This window comes from Microbulbifer epialgicus (assembly GCF_041447265.1).
Classification (GTDB): domain Bacteria; phylum Pseudomonadota; class Gammaproteobacteria; order Pseudomonadales; family Cellvibrionaceae; genus Microbulbifer; species Microbulbifer epialgicus.
The window spans coordinates 1-17891 of record NZ_JBGMEK010000046.1 but is presented as its reverse complement, the minus strand read 5'-3'; the positions used below and the strand labels follow the sequence as shown (position 1 = coordinate 17891).

The 17891-nt window shown below is 62.5% G+C and carries 2 protein-coding genes (1 of these 2 running past the window's edge); both read left to right on the top strand.

Features of this window, described 5'->3' with window-relative positions; translation table 11 throughout:
* Positions 1–12209 carry the final stretch of a non-ribosomal peptide synthase/polyketide synthase gene (locus tag ACCI49_RS16785; protein WP_371840261.1) on the top strand. 15601 nt of this gene lie to the left of the window's left edge, so only the last 12209 of its 27810 coding nucleotides appear in the window; its start codon lies off the left edge, out of view; its stop codon occupies positions 12207–12209.
* Positions 12190–17891: non-ribosomal peptide synthetase (locus tag ACCI49_RS16780; protein WP_371840260.1), on the top strand; the 5702-nt coding region annotated here is incomplete at its 3' end. The genes ACCI49_RS16785 and ACCI49_RS16780, both read left to right, overlap by 20 nt.

Here is a 17891-nt window from a genome sequence, read left to right as displayed (position 1 = left end):
CGCCGGCACTGATTTGCGGTGACGTCGAGCTGAGTTATTCCGAACTGAACCGGCGCGCCAACCGCGTCGCCCGGGCCCTGATAGGTGCGGGCATAGGCCCCGAGGATCTGGTGGCACTGGCGCTGCCGCGATCGCCGGAGATGGTTGTGGCCCTGCTCGGTATCCTCAAGGCGGGCGCGGCCTATTTACCGCTGGACCCGAACTATCCTGCCGAGCGCCTGAACTACATGTTGGCAGATGCCGAACCTGCGCTGCTACTGAGCCGGCGGGATATACAGGCTCGCCTGCCGGATCACACGGTTACCACCTGGCTCTTCGATGCGCCGGATACCGTTGAGCGCTTCGCGGCGCAAACCACCGACAACCCGACGAATAATAGTCGGCGCGGAATTTTGCTGACCGCGCACCCGGCCTATGTAATCTACACCTCTGGCTCCACCGGCCGACCCAAGGGCGTTGTGGTGACCCACTCGGGGGCTCCGGACCTGTTGGCCAGCCAGACGGAAGCACTGGATGTCGGACCGGGCGCGCGGGTGCTGCAGTTCGCCTCCCTGAGCTTCGACGCCGCCTTCTGGGAAGTATGCATGGCGTTGCTATCGGGTGCCGCACTGGTAGTGGCCGACGCCGATTCGGTGCGTCCCGGGGAGGAGCTCGCTGCGCTGATAGCACGGCACGGAGTCACCCATGCCACGTTGCCGCCGGCAGCACTGCTGGTCATGGATGCTTCCTCACTACCCGGTTGCACATACCTGGTCGTCGCCGGAGAAGCCTGTGCGCCACGGTTGGCCGATGTATGGTCGCGCGGACGCAAGATGATCAACGCCTACGGGCCGACGGAAAGCACGGTTTGTGCCTCCATGAGCGTCCCCCTTGCCGGCGCAGCCGTGCCGCCGATCGGTCGACCGATCCATGGCAGTCGCATCTATCTCCTGGATGATGGGCTGCAGCCGGTATCCGCCGGTGTGGCTGGGGAACTCTTCATTGCCGGGCAGGGACTGGCTCGTGGGTACCTCAACCGGCCGGGACTGACCGCCGGGCGGTTTGTCGCCGACCCGTTCTCATCGGGCGACCGCATGTACCGGTCTGGTGATCTGGCGCGCTGGCGCGAAGACGGCCAGCTCGAATTCATCGGCCGGGTGGACCAGCAGGTTAAGGTGCGCGGATTCCGTGTTGAACTGGGAGAGATTGAGACCGTCTTGCAGCGTCACCCGGCGGTGGCCCAGTCGGCAGTTGTTGCGCGAGAGGAAAAACCGAGTCAGCGCCAATTGGTGGGTTACGTGGTGCTGGATCCGAATGGTGCAAAGGGTACTGACGCGCAACAAGAGCGTCTGATCGATGAATGGGAAACCATTTACGAAACCCTCTACGGCGAAACCCACAGCGCCGAATTTGGCGAAAATTTTCACGGCTGGCACAGCAGCTACGATGGATCGGAAATACCGCTTGAACAGATGCGCGAATGGCGCGCGGAGACGGTAGGGCGGATTCTCAAACTGCAGCCCCGCCGGGTGTTGGAAATTGGCTGCGGCAGCGGCTTGATCCTGGCCAAGGTTGCACCACATGTAGATGCTTACTGGGGCACTGACCTGTCGGCGGCCACCATCGCGCGATTAAAACACGAAGTGGGTGGGCAGCAGGATCTGGAGGAGAAAATTACCCTGCGTGCCCAACCAGCGCACGATTTCAGCGGTCTCGGCGAGACCGCGGATTTCTTTGACACCATCGTCATCAACTCGGTACTGCAGTACTTCCCCAACGGGGACTACCTGCTGGACGTTATTCGCCAGGCAATGGCTCACCTGGTGCCAGGGGGAGCGCTGTATCTTGGAGATGTACGCAATATGCATTTATTGCGCGCCTTCGCTACTGCCATTCAGTTTCATCAAGCAGATGAACACACCGACTGCGACACCTTGCGGCGGAGAGTGGAGCAGACTCTGCTGGCAGAGAAGGAATTGCTGGTGGCTCCGGAATTCTTCGCCCAGCTGTCGCGAATTTTGCCGGAAATTGCTGCAGTTGATATCCAGACCAAGCGCAGCCGCTACGGCAATGAACTCAGCCGCCATCGCTACGAAGTGGTATTGCGCAAAGCGCCGCTGGACACCTTGTCGGCGGAGTCCTTCGTGGCTTTACGTTGGCGTCAGGATTTGGCCGATGCAGCGGCGCTTGAAGCGTATCTGCAACAGGCGCCCCAGAACCTGCGTCTGACCGGTGTGCCCAACAACCTAATACAACCGGAGCTGGAAGCCGTACAGGCGCTGGATGCCGGGGCGGATGTTAGTGCTGTGCGCGCCCGCCTCCTGCAGGGCCCGGGGGACCAGCAAGATGAAGTGGCAACCCTTCGCGTGCTCGGGGAGGCGTTGGGTTACCACGTGGCCAGTACCTGGGCGAGTACAGTCGACCATGGATTGGATATGCTGTTTGTCTGCGCCGACTACGCGGACGCGCTCGAGTGCCCGGCATTGACGCATCTGTACCGGCCTCCCGTTCGCTTGGAGCTGGCCGCCTGTACCAATAATCCGTCGAATCTGGATACCTTCAGTGACATTCGTCACTACGTCGCGGCGCAACTGCCGGACTATATGCAACCGGTCTTGGTGTTGTTGCCGGAGCTACCGCTGACGCCCAACGGCAAGGTCGACCGCAAGGCGCTACCGGCGCCGGACTTGGCTCCGTCGAGTCAGTATCGGGCCGCGCGCAATGCAAATGAACAGCTGTTTACCGATTTGTTTGCCGAGGTTCTCGGTTTGTCCCGCGTGGGGATAGACGATAGCTTCTTCGATCTGGGTGGCGACAGCATTATCTCCATCAAGCTCGTCAGTCTGACGCGCAACGCCGGCCTCCTGATCACACCGCGGGACGTCTTCGAACACCAAAGCGCCGCCGCGCTGGCGGCGGTTGCCCGGGAGGTTGACGGTTTTGCCGAGGTCGCGGTGGACGATCAGCCAGTCGGTGAGGTCGAGCCCCTGCCGATAGTGCATTGGTTCCGCGAAAGGAAAGCCCTGGCTAACGGTTTCAACCAGACGATGTTGCTGCGTGTTCCGGCTGGCCTGAACGAAGCTCACCTACGAGACGCGCTGCTGGCGTTGGTGGATCACCACCACGCCTTGCGACTGACTGCAGAGCGGGAAGGGCGGTGGCGACTGCTGGTGCGTGAGCCGGGATCAGTGGACATCGACAACTGCCTGAGGCGGGTATCGATAGCGGGTCTGGATGCCGATGCAAAGCGGTCGGGCATTGATCAGGCTGTACGGGAAGCCACCGAGGCGCTTGCACCGGAACGGGGCTTGCTGCTGCAGGCCGTTTGGTTGGATGCCGGCGCTGAACCAGGCCGACTGCTGCTTGTGCTGCACCATCTGGTCGTCGACGGAGTCACCTGGCGAATTCTCCTGCCGGATCTGCAGGCCGCGTGGGAGGCGGTGAGCGCCGGGAAAACACCGCGTCTGGCACCGCCCTCGCACTCGCTGCGCCTGTGGTCGCAGCGGCTGCTGGAAGACGCTCAGTCCCAGGCGCGGCTGCAGGAATTGCCATTCTGGACCCTGCCGGCCGGGTTGATCGATCCTCCGCTCAGCCCACTGGCACTCGACCCGCAGCGGGATTCTGGTGCCACCGTGGAGCGGTTGACAGTCACCCTGGCGACGGAATTCACCGCTCCGCTGCTGACACAGGTCCCAGCACTATTCCACGGGCGCATCAACGATGTTCTGCTGAGTGCTTTTGCCTTGGCCTTGGCCGACTGGCGATCGCGGCAACTAGCGGCAGAAGAGGGTCGTGGGAGCGATGCAGTATTGCTGAGTCTCGAAGGCCACGGTCGCGAGGCCGATCGCTACGGCCTCGACCTCTCCCGTACCGCGGGATGGTTTACCAGCCTGTACCCCCTGTATCTGGATCTGTCAGGTATCGACCGTGCGCGTGCATTCGCCGCAGAAACTGAATTGGAGCGCCTGGTCAAGCGGACCAAAGAGCGCCTACGGGCGGTCCCGGATAACGGTTTGGGCTACGGCCTGTTGCGCTATCTCAATGCAGAGAGAGGTGCGCAACTGGCAGCGCAGCCGCAACCACAGGTGAGTTTCAATTATCTCGGCCGCATGAGTGTTGCAGAAGGTCGCGACTGGCTACCTACCGAAGAGGAAGTCGAAAATTACGGCGAGGCGCAGATTCCTATTGCCCATGGTATCGAACTCAATGCGCTCACTCGTGATCGCGAGGGCGGCCCAGAGTTTGTCGCCACCTGGTCCTGGCCGCGCGCGTTATTCTCGCGGGCGCAGATCGAGGACCTGGCGGCAACCTACCAACGCGCGTTACGCGCCATGGCGTCGCTGCCAGTTAGGGACAGCGCCGGCGGGCTAACACCTTCCGATCTTCCATTGGTGGCGCTGGAGCAGGACCGAATAGAAGCGCTCGAGGCGCGCTATGGCGGCGCCGGGGCAGTGGTGGACCTGCTGCCACTGACGCCGCTGCAGCAGGGACTGCTGTTCCACGGCCTATACGGTCGTGACGGCGCCGCCCCCTATGTCGTGCAAGTGCGGTTTGAGTTGTCCGGCCCGCTCGATAGCGCGCGCCTGCGAAATGCGGCAGCACAGTTAGTGCAGCGCCACCCACACCTGGGCGCCGCTTTTGCGCATCAGGGGCTGGAGGTACCTGTGCAGGTGATTCCACAGACCGCCCCCTTGGACTGGCAGTATCTGGATCTGCGTCGGAAGCCACAAGCACAGCGCGAAGACGACTGTGCTCGTGCAATTGAGGCCGAACGCGCCCGTGGATTCGATCTCGCCACCGCGCCGTTGCTGCGATTTCTGCTGGCCCAATTGGACGACTGCCAGCATCGTCTGCTGATCACCAACCATCACATCCTACTCGATGGATGGTCGCTGCCAGTGCTGGTGCAGGAGTTATTCGACCTATACGGCGGTGCGTCGCTGCCGCGAGTTACCCCCTACCGGGATTATCTCGGCTGGTTGGATCGCCGCGATCTGGCACAGGCCCGTGAAGTGTGGGGCACGGCGCTGGAAGGCATTGCGGAACCCACCTTGCTGTTGCCGGGGACTGCAACAGCCTCCGTCAGTCAGGGGGATTGCCAGCGGGAGTTGTCAGTAGAGCTGACCCGGAAATTGAGCCAGCTGGCGCGGCGCCACGATCTCACACTGAATATCGTGGTGCAGGGGGCCTGGGGGTTGTTGCTGGGTCAAATGCTCGGCCGTCAGGACGTGGTGTTCGGGACGACGGTCTCCACCCGGCCGCCGGAACTCAGCGATGTGGGTAGCATGATTGGGTTCTTTATCAACACTGTGCCGTCCCGCCTGCGCTGGGGCGATGAACAGTCGCTGATCGAGGTGCTGTCACAGTTGCAGCAGCGGCAGACAGAGCGGATGGAACACCAGTATTTCAGCCTGGCCGAACTGCAGCGGCTGGCGGGTTTCGAGCAACTTTTCGACACCTTGTTTGTGTTTGAAAACTATCCGATTGATCAGGGTGGACTGGATTCGGCCCTTGGTGATCTGCAGGTCAGTGCTTTCCAGAGCGAAGACGCAACCCACTACCCGCTGAGCCTGTTGGTCAACCCGGGCAACCGGCTCTCACTGCGCTTCAATTACGATCCGGTCCGCCTGGAGTTCGTGTGGGTCGAGCAACTGATGGGCCGGCTTGTAGGTCTGTTACAGACCCTGGTAGAGCAGCCGGATTGTCCGGTCGGGCGGATAGAGCTGCTGGATGCCGGTGAGTACCAGCAGTTGTGCGAGTGGAACGCGACTGACCTGCATGTAGACCAGGAGACGGTGTCTCAGTGGTTTGAGGCACAGGTGGCACGCGTACCAAACGCGCCGGCCCTGTCCTGGTCCAGTGGTACCGCGAGCTATTCGCAGCTCAATGAAAATGCCAACCGCATTGCCCACGCGCTGATCGCGCGCGGCGTCGGGCCGGAAGACCGGATTGCACTGGCAGTACCGCGCTCGCCGTTGATGGTCGAGGCACTCCTCGGCGTACTGAAAGCGGGTGCCGCCTACCTCTCACTGGATGCCGATTTTCCGGCCGAGCGCTTGGCATTCCTACTCGACGACGCTCACCCGAGCTATCTGCTGAGTACACGTGCCGTGGTCGCAAGACTTCCGGCGGGCGCGCCGATACTGCTATTGGATGAGGGCGCGTTTGCCGCAGAGGCCGCTCGCAGTGCTTCCCACAATCCCACCGATGGCGAACGATTGCAGCCGCTGGATCATCGCCACCCGGCCTATGTGATCTACACCTCCGGGTCGACCGGCCGGCCTAAAGGAGTGGTTGTGGCGCACGCGGGGCTGCCGAGCCTCGTCCGCACTCAGATCGAACGGTTTGCCCTGGATGCGGACAGCCGTGTGCTGCAGTTTGCATCCATGAGTTTTGATGCGGCGACCATGGAGATCATGATGTGTCTGGCCGCGGGGGCGATGCTGATCCTGCCGCCTCCGGGTTTACTGTTGGGGGACGCTCTGGCAGGTACCTTGGCGGCGGAGCGCATTACGCACACACTGGTGCCGCCGAGCGCGCTGGCCGGGCTGAAACCGGAGTCGCTTCCCTGGCCCACCACGTTGATCGTAGGTGGTGAGGCCTGCCCCGGACACCTGGTGGCGTCCTGGTCCGCTGGGCGGCGCATGATCAATGCCTACGGACCCACTGAGAGTACGATTTGCGCCGCGATCAGTGGCGCGCTCTCCGGCTGCGGCGCACCACCCTTGGGACGGCCGGTGGCAAACACGCAGCTGCTGGTGCTGGATCGGCGCCTGCGCTCTGTGCCACCGGGCGTGATCGGCGAGTTGTACATTGCTGGCGAGGGGCTGGCGCGCGGGTACTTTGACCGTCCTGTTTTGACTGCGGAACGGTTTGTGGCAAATCCGTTTGCCACGGGAACGCGGATGTATCGCTCCGGTGATCTGGTGCGCTGGCGCGCGGACGGCCAACTCGACTATCTGGGTCGTGTGGATCAGCAGGTGAAGCTGCGTGGCTTCCGAGTCGAGCCGGGAGAGATAGAGGCCGCGCTGGCAGCGCTCGGCTATGCCGGCAATGCGGTCATAGTGCGCGAGGACGAGCGGGGAGTTCAGCGGCTGGTGGCCTATGTGGTCGCAGCTGAGGTGGACGCCACAGCGGTGCGCCAGCAGCTGGGCGAGCGATTGCCCGAATACATGGTGCCATCGGCAATTATGGCGCTGCAGGCCTTACCACTGACCGCCAATGGCAGCAAGCTCGATCGCAAGGCACTACCGGCTCCGGAATTTATCGGTGCCGGCGGGCGTGGCCCGCGCACCGCCCAGGAAGCACTGCTGTGCGATTTGTTCGCCCGAGTGCTGGGACTGCAGCGGGTAGGGATCGACGATAGCTTCTTTGAACTGGGCGGCCACTCGCTGCTGGCGACGCAACTGATTGGCCAAGTGCGGACCACCTTCGACGTGGAGTTGCCGATCCGCGCGCTGTTCGAGGCGCCGACAGTGGCCACCTTCGCCACGTACTTGGGCGGCGGTGCTGACGCGCGGGCGCCCCTGACACCACAGTTGCGCCCGCCAATGTTGCCACTGTCCTACGGTCAGCAACGGCTGTGGTTCCTGCACCAGCTTGAAGGGCCGAGCGCCACTTACAATATTCCACTGGCGATGAGGCTGGAGGGACCGCTCGACAGTGATGTCCTCGAGTCCGCGCTGAACGATGTCGTGGCCCGACACGAGAGCCTGCGGACAATCTTCCCGGCGGGAGATAGCGCATACCAGAAGGTGTTGCCAGACGCGCAGCTCAGGCTGCGGCGCAAATCCACCACGCCTGATTCGCTGCGTGTGGCGCTGTCAGAAGCCGCGGAATACGCCTTCGATCTGGGACGGGAGATTCCGCTGCGCGCGACACTGTTCCGCCTGGGCGCAGAGGATCACGCCTTACTGCTGCTGTTGCATCACATCGCCGGCGACGGTGCTTCACTGGCGCCGTTGGCGCGAGACCTGTCGGAGGCGTATGTCGCCCGGTTGCATCATCGCGCTCCGCAGTGGTCGCCGTTGCCGGTGCAGTATGCGGATTACACCCTGTGGCAACGACAGTGTTTGGGCGATGCATCGGATCTGGAAAGCGCGATCGCAAAACAACTGGACTACTGGACCGCAACCCTGGATGAGCTGCCGGAATGCATCACCTTGCCGACTGATCGACCGCGACCAGCGGTATCGAGTTATTCGGGCGGGCATCTGGAACTCACGATAGACGCAGAGCTGCACGCGCAATTGCGCGCGCTTGCCCGCGCTAGCGGGGTCACGATGTTTATGCTGCTGCACGCCGGCCTGGCGGCGACGCTGACCAGGCTCAGCGCCGGTACCGACCTCGCGATTGGTACACCCATTGCGGGACGCGGCGAGACGGCGCTGCAGGAAATGGTTGGCCTGTTTCTCAATACGCTGGTATTGCGGACAGACACTTCAGGCAATCCAGGGTTTCGCGCGCTGCTCGCGCGGGTGCGAGAGACAGATCTGGCCGCCTACGAACACCAAGAAGTGCCGTTCGAACAACTGGTGGAAGCACTCAACCCGGCGCGCTCCATGGCGCATCACCCGCTGTTCCAGGTCATGTTATCGCTGCAAAACCAGCGCGGTGGTGACCTGACACTGCCCGGCCTGGAGTGTCGCCGGGCGGAACTCGATCTGGGCATCGCGCAATTTGATCTGAGTTTCGACTTTACCGAGATCGAGGGGCTTGACGGTCGGCCCGCGGGGCTGGTGTGTCTGGTGGAATACGCCACAGACCTGTTCGACGAGCACAGCGCCCGCCGTATGCTCGATTTCGTCCGGCGAATGCTGGCGGCCGTTGCGGTGGCGCCGGAGCGGGGCATTGCCGATCTGCCATTGCTCGAGGCCGGTGAGCGCCGGGCACTGTTGGCAGCCTGGGCCGGCCCCCGCGCGCCACAGAAGTTGCTTTCGGTCGGCGCAGGTTTCGAGGCCCAGGCAGCGCAAACCCCGGATGCAGTGGCACTGGTGTCGTCAGATACTTCGCTCACCTACGCACAATTAAACGAACGCGCCAATCGCATCGCGCAGCTGTTGATTGAATGGGGGATTGGCGCTGAAGACATAGTTGCGCTGGCATTGCCGCGGACGTCGGACGCAGTGGTTGCACAAATGGGCGTGTTGAAGTCGGGAGCCGCCTTCCTGCCACTGGACCTGGAGCACCCGGCACAACGCCTGCGGGATCTAATGCAGGAGGCCGCGCCATGTGCGGTCATTTCTACGACCGAGCTCGCGCCGGGACTCAAGCGCCTGTGCGATGCCGCTGTCCCGCTGTTGTCGCTGGACGACGAATCCGGCCGCGGTGCGCTGCAGACCGCTGCTCCCAACAATCCCAATGACCACATGCGGCGGACGCCGTTGATGGCATCTCACCCTGCTTACGTAATCTACACCTCCGGCTCCACCGGCAGGCCCAAGGGTGTGATAGTGACTCACGGCGCCTTCGCCAACCTTTTCGAAGCCCAGCGCGATAGCCTGATTGCCGCAGCGCTGCGGCATCGACAGGGGGACAGGTTCCGCTTCGCGATGACCGCATCGCTGGCATTCGATACCTCCCTGGAGGGCTTGCTGTGGATGTGCGCCGGACAGGAACTGCACCTGATCGATGAGTTGCTGCGCCGCGACGGCGAGGCTCTGATCGGCTATATCGCCACGCAGTTAATCGACGGCGTGGACCTCACGCCCGGCTACTTCGAACAGCTCAAAACCCTGGGCTTGCTGGCCCCGGAGCGTCACCACCCGAGCCTGATTGTTCTGGGGGGAGAGGCTATAGGGGGGGGCCAGTGGAAGGCGCTGCGCAACCAGCCAGGAGTCAGCGGCTACAACTATTACGGTCCCACGGAGTGCACCGTCGACGCGAGCTATGCGGTCATTGACGACAGTGCCGAGGGCGAGCGCCCCTCCATTGGCAAGGCACTGCGCAACCTGCGCTTGTACCTACTCGATGAGCGTCTGCAGCCGACAGCCGCCGGCGTGCCCGGCGAACTCTACATCGCCGGTGCCGGTCTGGCGCGAGGGTATCTGGGCCGCCCGGGCCTTACCGGAGAGCGCTTCGTTGCCGATCCATTTGTCCCGGGAGAGCGCATGTACCGCTCCGGCGACCTGGTTCGCTGGCGCGACGATGGCGAGTTGGAACACCTGGGTCGCGTGGACCAGCAGATCAAGATCCGCGGCCACCGCGTCGAGCCGGGAGAAATCGAAGCGGCACTTGCAGAGTTGGGGCACCCGCGCAATGCGGTGGTGGACCTCGAAGACGGCTCCGGGCGTCGGAAACTGGTTGCATACGTTGTGGCAGACCCCGCATGCGAATCAGTAGACGGCGTGGTTTTGCGGCGCCGATTAGAGGATCGGCTGCCAGACTACATGGTGCCGTCGTCGATTGTGGCCATAGACGCCCTGCCGCTGACACCTAACGGCAAACTGGACCGCAGGGCGCTGCCGGCACCGGCAGAAGTGTCGGGACACACCGGGGCAATCTTCGGTACTTCCATTGAGCAGACGTTGGCAGCGCTGTTTGGCGAGGTGCTGGGTATCGGCGCTGTCGGCCTGGACGACAGTTTCTTCAGCCTGGGCGGTGACAGTATCAGCTCCATCCAGCTGATCAGCCGTGCCCGTCAATCGGGGTGGCAGTTAAGTGTACGCGATATCTTTCAGCATAAAACGGTACGCGCCCTGGCGATGATTGCCGCACCAGCCGCGCCGGTTTTGGCCGGCCCGTCGATCGATCCGGTTGGCCCACTGCCGCCGACGCCGATCATCTGCGACTTGTTCGATCAGGGCGGTCCTTTTGCACAATTCCAACAGTCGATGCTGATGCAGGTGCCCGAGCTCACTGAGTCGCGGCTGCACCGGGCGTTACAGGTGCTGCTCGAACAACACCACGCACTTCGGATGTGCGTCCTAGCCGATCGCCAACTGGAAATTCTTGCCCCTGCGAGTATCGACCTCGACCAGGTGCTGCAGCGGGTATCGCTGCAGCACCTGGACGCGGATTCCCGTGCATCTGTGCTGCGCGCCGAAGCGCAGGCAGCACAGTCGCGGCTCGACCCCCACTCCGGGCGCATGCTACAGGTGGTTTGGTTCGATGGCGGTGACGATTCGCGTCTGTTGTTGGTGGCGCACCACCTGGTAGTCGACGGGGTCTCCTGGCGAATCCTGCTGCCGGACCTACAGGTCGCCTATGAACAGACGCAAGATGCTGCGGCAACCGTGTCCCTGCAACCGGTGCCGACATCCTTCCGGCAGTGGGCGTGTAGCCTCATCGACGCCGCCGCGCGCCGCGCGGACGAGCTGACTTTCTGGCAGTCGGCGCTGCAGGGAGAGGATCCACCCATCGGTTATCGGGCTCTGGATCCGCAGCGCGATACCTTCGCAACTGAGCGCAGCCTGGCAATGGAGCTAGATCCCGGTACCACGGACAAACTGCTCACGAAGGCCCCACAACAGATCAACGGACGCGTGAACGATGTGTTGCTGACTGCGTTTGCCCTCGCGTTGAACATCTGGCATGAGCGACGTGGCCAGGAGGTGGAGGGAATCCGTTTTGATCTGGAAGGTCACGGCCGCGAGACAGTGGTCATGGACGGCCTGATGGACGCCGACCTTTCGCGCACTGTGGGCTGGTTCACGAGCCTGTTTCCGGTGTGCCTGCACACCGCTGAATTCGATCCGGTGGCGGCCTTGGAGGGCGGCAAGGAACTGGAGCGGGCACTGAAGTCAATCAAGGAACAGCTGCGCCAGTTACCCGATAACGGTATCGGCTACGGCCTGCTGCGTCATTTGCACGAGGCCGGGCGGCAGGCCCTGGGCGAGTCGACGTCGCCACAGATCGGCTTCAACTATCTCGGTCGCTTCGGTAGTGCCCAGTCAACAGGTAGCTGGGGGCCGGCGCCGGAAGAGGGGGCCTTCTCGGGAGGCAGTGATAATGACCAGCCTCTCGCCCACGTAATCGAACTCAACGCCCTGGTTCGGGATGAGCCGGACGGGCCGCGCCTGACTGCAAACTGGATCTGGGCCGGATCGTTATTGGACGAGCCCGCGGTGCGAGATCTGGCGGAGTGCTGGTTCAGCGCACTTCGCCGGATTGCCGATTTCGCCGACCGTGCCGCAACCTCCACGCTAACGCCTTCAGACGTGCCGATGGTCGCCTTGGACCAGGCGGATATCGAACTTTTGGAATCCATTTATGAGCAACTCCCGGATTGAAGATCTACTGCCGCTATCGCCACTGCAACACGGCTTCCTGTTCCACGCGCTGTACGATCGGGAAGTACAGGACAGCTACGTGGTGCAGATGGTGTTCTCGCTGCGAGGACCGCTCGATACCAGCGCGCTGAAGGCCGCGGCCCAGGCGGTGTTGCAGCGCCATGCCAGCCTGCGCGCGGGCTTTGTCCATCACAAGATCAAGGAGCCGGTACAGGTTATCCAGCGCAGTGTCGAAGTACCCTGGCGCCTGTTGGATCTGAGCGGATTGGAACCCGGTGCGCGCTTGCACGGCCTGCAGGAAACAATAGGCAGGGACCGGGAGCAGCGTTTCGACCTGACCAAAGCGCCGCTTCTGCGCTTTGCGCTGGTGCGCGTGTCGCCGGTTGAGCATTACCTGCTGTTCACCAGCCACCACATACTGCTCGACGGTTGGTCCTCGCCGCTACTACTGCAGGAATTGTTCACGCTGTATCACAACGGCTGCGATGTGGCGTCTCTACCGCCGGTCACGCCGTACCGGGACTATATGCACTGGCTTACCTCCCGCGATGTGGAGGCAGCCCGCACTGCCTGGCGTCAAGCCTTCGCCGACTTTTCCGAACCTTCCCGCATCGCAGTGGCGGTCACTGCACCGGCAGTGCCGGAGACCCTGCGTCTGAACCTGCCCGACTCCCTGGCGGCGGCACTCAACGGGGAGGCCCGCCGGCTGGGGGCAACGATTAATACGATGATACAGGCAGTCTGGGGACTGCTGCTGGGTAGCCTGACACACCGTGACGACGTGGTATTTGGCAGCACGGTATCCGGCCGACCACCAGAACTTCCCGGGGTCGAGCGCATGGTGGGGCTGTTTATCAATACCATTCCCGTGCGATTGCGACTGCGCCCCGAGGAGACTTTCGAAGAACTGATCCTGCGCCTACAGGCCCAGCAGTCGGCGCTGCTCGATCACCAACACCTGGGTTTGAGTGAGATACAGCGCATCACCGGCAGCGGTGAATTGTTCGATACGCTGGTTGTGTTTGAGAACTTTCCCGTCGGCAATGGTGACGAGAGTACCGATAACGAAACCTTGCAAGTGGAGCTGCACAGCCACCACGGTGGTGATACCTCCCACTACCCGGTGGGCCTGGCGCTGATTCCGGGCCGCCCCTATCAGCTCAAGCTCAGCTACAGGCCGGATGTCTTCGATCGCGCGGCGATTGAGCGTCTTGGTCGCCGTTACCAGCGCCTGCTGGAGACTTTGGTGTATCAACCGCAACAGCGCGTGGCCCATGTGCAGCTGCTTGACGAGCGCGAATTGACTCAGCTCTGTCAGTGGAACAACACAACGCAATCAGTGCTGCCAACGCTGCTGCCTGAGGGGCTGGCGCGGCGGGCGCAGGCGGCCCCGGATGCAACTGCGGTGGTTTTCGAGGGCGAGTTACTCAGCTATGGGGAGCTTGAGGCCCGTGCGAACCGCCTGGCACACAGCCTGATCGCCAACGGCATTGGCCCGGAAAGCATCGTCGGCGTGGCGCTGCCACGCTCACTGGATCTCGTGGTCGCTTTGTGCGCGGTCCTCAAAGCGGGAGCGGCATACCTACCGCTGGATATCGGTTACCCGGCGGACCGGATTGCCGACATGATTGAGGATGCGTCACCGGAATGTATTTTGACCCACGGGAATCTCGCCGGACGACTGTCGTCACGGACACCATTGTTAGAACTCGACGATGCGAATTTCTGTCGGCGCCTCGCGCAAGCTCCAGCGGCATCGCCCACTGATGTGACGCGGCTGTGCCCTCTGCGCGCAACCCACCCTGCTTACGTAATTTACACGTCCGGTTCAACCGGGAAACCCAAGGGCGCCATCATTTCCCACGGCGCTATTGCCAACCGTCTGGCGTGGATGCAGGCCGAGTATGAATTGGCACCGGACGATGCGGTGCTGCAGAAGACGCCGGTCAGTTTCGATGTTTCCGTATGGGAAGTTTTCTGGCCGCTTCTGCAGGGGGCCCGCCTGGTCGTGGCACGCCCCGATGGGCACCGCGATCCGGCCTACCTGGCGCGGTTGATCGTTAGCGAGCAGATCACGACGGTGCATTTCGTTGCCTCGATGCTGGAAATGTTCGTGGAGGAACTCGATGCGACGAATTGCACCGGCCTGCGTCGGATCATCTGTGGCGGTGAGGCCTTATCCGTTGATTTACAGCAGCGGGTGAGCGCACAAATTGACGGTCAGCTGTATCACTCCTACGGCCCGACGGAGACTGCCATAGGAGTTACCGGCTGGCTTTGCGGCAACGCGGAAACGGATCGTGTACCTATCGGTGGCCCTATCTGGAATACCCGGCTCTATGTGCTCGATAGCGCCTTGCGACCGGTTCCAGCCGGCGTTACCGGTGAGCTCTACATCGCCGGCCGCTCGCTGGCGCGGGGATACCTGAAACGCCCGGCCCTGACCACTGAACGTTTCGTGGCGGATCCTTTTGGTCGCGGCGAACGTATGTATCGCTCTGGCGATCTGGCCTCTTGGCGGGAAGACGGCGTCATCATCCATCGCGGCCGTGCAGATCAGCAGGTGAAAGTGCGGGGCTTCCGCATCGAACTGGGGGAGATCGAGGCAGAGATTGCCCGTGCGGGCTTCGTGCGCAACGCCGTGCTTCTGCGCGAGGACCAGCCGGGGCAGCAGCAACTGGTGGCATATGTGGTGGGGTCCTGTGAACGGGAGTCGTTGGAAGCACGGCTCGTGGAACGCCTGCCGGAGTATATGGTACCTGCGGCAATCGTATCGCTGGATGCACTGCCTCTGCTGCCCAACGGCAAGCTCGACCGCAGAGCATTGCCCACGCCTGGCTTTTCACCTACGAATACTCGCGGCCCGCGCACCCCGCAGGAGGAAACACTGTGCAAGTTGTTCGCCGAGGTGCTGGGGCAGCAGCGGGTCGGCATAGACGATAGTTTCTTTGCGCTCGGCGGTCATTCACTGCTGGCGATCCGTCTGATCAGCCGGATTCGTAGCGAACTCGATGTCGAGCTGCCAATTCGGGCGCTGTTTGAAGCTCCGACTGTCGCCGCGCTGGTGAGGGCATTCGACCCGGTTCAGACGCGACGGCCAGCGTTGCAGCCGATGCCTCGTCCGGACGCACTGCCACTGTCGTTTGCGCAGCGCCGCCTCTGGTTCCTGCACCAGCTCGAGGGCCCAAGCCCGACTTACAACCTGCCATTGGCCCTGCGCCTGCAAGGCCCGCTCGACGTGGATGCGCTCAGTGCGGCGCTGACAGATCTCTGCGACCGCCACGAGAGCCTGCGGACCATCTTTCCGCCCGGTGACAGTCCGGTGCAACAGGTACTGGACCGGGCCGAACCGAAGGTCCAACTCGTTGGATGCGACGAGTCAGAACTCGTCGGCGCGCTCGCGCAAGCGGCTGCCCATGCTTTTGACCTGGGCAGCGAGATTCCGCTGCGGGTCACGCTGTTCCGGCTAGGGGCAGAAGATCACGCACTCATGGTGTTGCTGCACCACATCGCCGGCGACGGTGCCTCGCTCGCGCCGCTCGCGCGCGACCTCGCCAGTGCCTACAGTGCGCGCCTGGCCGGGAAAGCGCCAGACTGGGAACCACTACCAGTTCAATACGCCGACTTTACGCTGTGGCAACAGGCACTCCTCGGTGAGGAAAACGATCCCGCGAGCCTGCTTGCGCATCAGATTGACTACTGGCGCGAGACACTGGCCGACTTGCCGGAACAGATATCGCTGCCGGCCGACCGGCCACGCCCGATTCGTGCGAGCCATCGCGGCGGGCAGCATACCTGCCTGTTGGAGGCAGATGTTCACCGGCGACTGTGTGCTATTGCCGAGCGCCGCGGTACCACCTTGTTTATGGTGCTACAGGGGGCGTTGGCGGGAACTCTGACCCGGCTTGGTGCCGGAACTGATATAGCGATTGGCAGCCCGCTGGCCGGGCGAACCGACAGCGCGCTTGCCGACTTGGTAGGCCTGTTTCTCAATACTCTGGTATTGCGCACCGATACCTCCGGCAACCCCCATTTTCACGAACTGTTGGCGCGGGTCCGGGAAGCCGATCTGGGTGCATACGAAAACCAGGATCTTCCTTTCGAACAGCTGGTGGAACTGCTGAGCCCTGCGCGATCATTGTCGCACCACCCGCTGTTTCAGGTACTGATGGTGCTGCAAAATACGGAAAGTGCGCAATTCTGCCTGCCGGGATTAGATTGCCGCGAAGTGCAGTTCGGGATGGACGTCGCCAAGTTCGATCTCAGTTTCGCCTTCGCCGAACGCACCGGCGCAGATGGATCCGCCGACGGCCTCGATATTGCGCTGGAATACGCCAGCGACCTGTTCGATGCCGCAACCGCCGAGCGTATCATGCGCTACCTGGTGCGAATGCTTGTCCAAATCGCCGAAGACGACACCATCCGCATTGGCGCGGTCGAACTACTCGATGGGCATGAACGCCAGAGACTGTTGCTGCAATACAATGACACCGCCTACCCGGTCCCGGTGGAATCCTTGGCTGCCAGCTTTGCAGCCCAGGTAGCCGCCACCCCGGATGCCGTCGCGATCACCGACGAGCAAGGTGCAGAGCTGTCCTACACCGAACTGGACCGGCGCGCGAATCGGCTCGCCCAGGTATTGCGGCAGCGGGGCGCAGGATCCGAGTGCGGAGTGGGCCTATTGTTGCATCGTTCCGCCGATCTGGTCGTGGCGATACTCGCCACAGTCAAGACCGGCGCTTATTACGTACCGCTGCACCACCAGTACCCCGATGAGCGGTTGGCACAGGTACTCGCCGAAACTCGGGCACCGATCCTGGTCGCCGATACCAGTCTCGATGGCCGCGCACTGGTTCATGCCAATGTGCTGCGGCTGGATGCGCTCGACAGCGAGCATGATAGCGATTTCGCCCAGGTACAGCGTGCTATCTACCCGGAACAGCTCGCCTATGTGATGTTTACTTCCGGTTCCACCGGCATGCCAAAAGGCGTCGCCGTGGGCCAGCGCGATATCGTCGAATTTGTCCGCGATAGGCGCTTTTCCCAGGAGCCGCAGGTGGTATTGCTGCATTCCCCCCACGCCTTCGACGCGTCCACCTATGAGCTCTGGGTACCACTGTTGAATGGCGGTCGCGTGGTAATCGCGCCGCCCGGACAGAATTCGGGTGATGAACTAAGGCGTATTGTCGAAACACATAACGTGCACAGCCTGTGGTTGACCGCGGGACTGTTTCACGAGTTTGTCGAATCCACCCCGGACCTCTTTGCGGGGTTGCGACAGGTATACGCAGGTGGCGACGTACTGGCGGTGGAGGCGGTACGCAAGCTGCAGCTCAGTTACCCGGAGTTGCGCATTGTTAACGGATACGGTCCCACGGAAACCACAACTTTTGCGCTGACCAGTGCAGTGCCACCCCTGTCAGCGGACGCGAGTACCGTGCCCATCGGTCGCCCGCTAGACAATATGCAAGCCTACGTCCTTGACGAGACCTTGCAACCGGTGCCTGTGGGCGTAGCAGGTGAGCTGTACATAGCCGGCGCCGGGCTCGCGCGGGGCTACCTGGGCCGACCGGGATTGACTGCCGAGCGGTTTGTCGCCAACCCCTTCGAGCCGGGTGTGCGCATGTACCGCTCCGGCGATCTGGTGCGCTGGCGACACAACGGGGAGATCGATTACCTGGG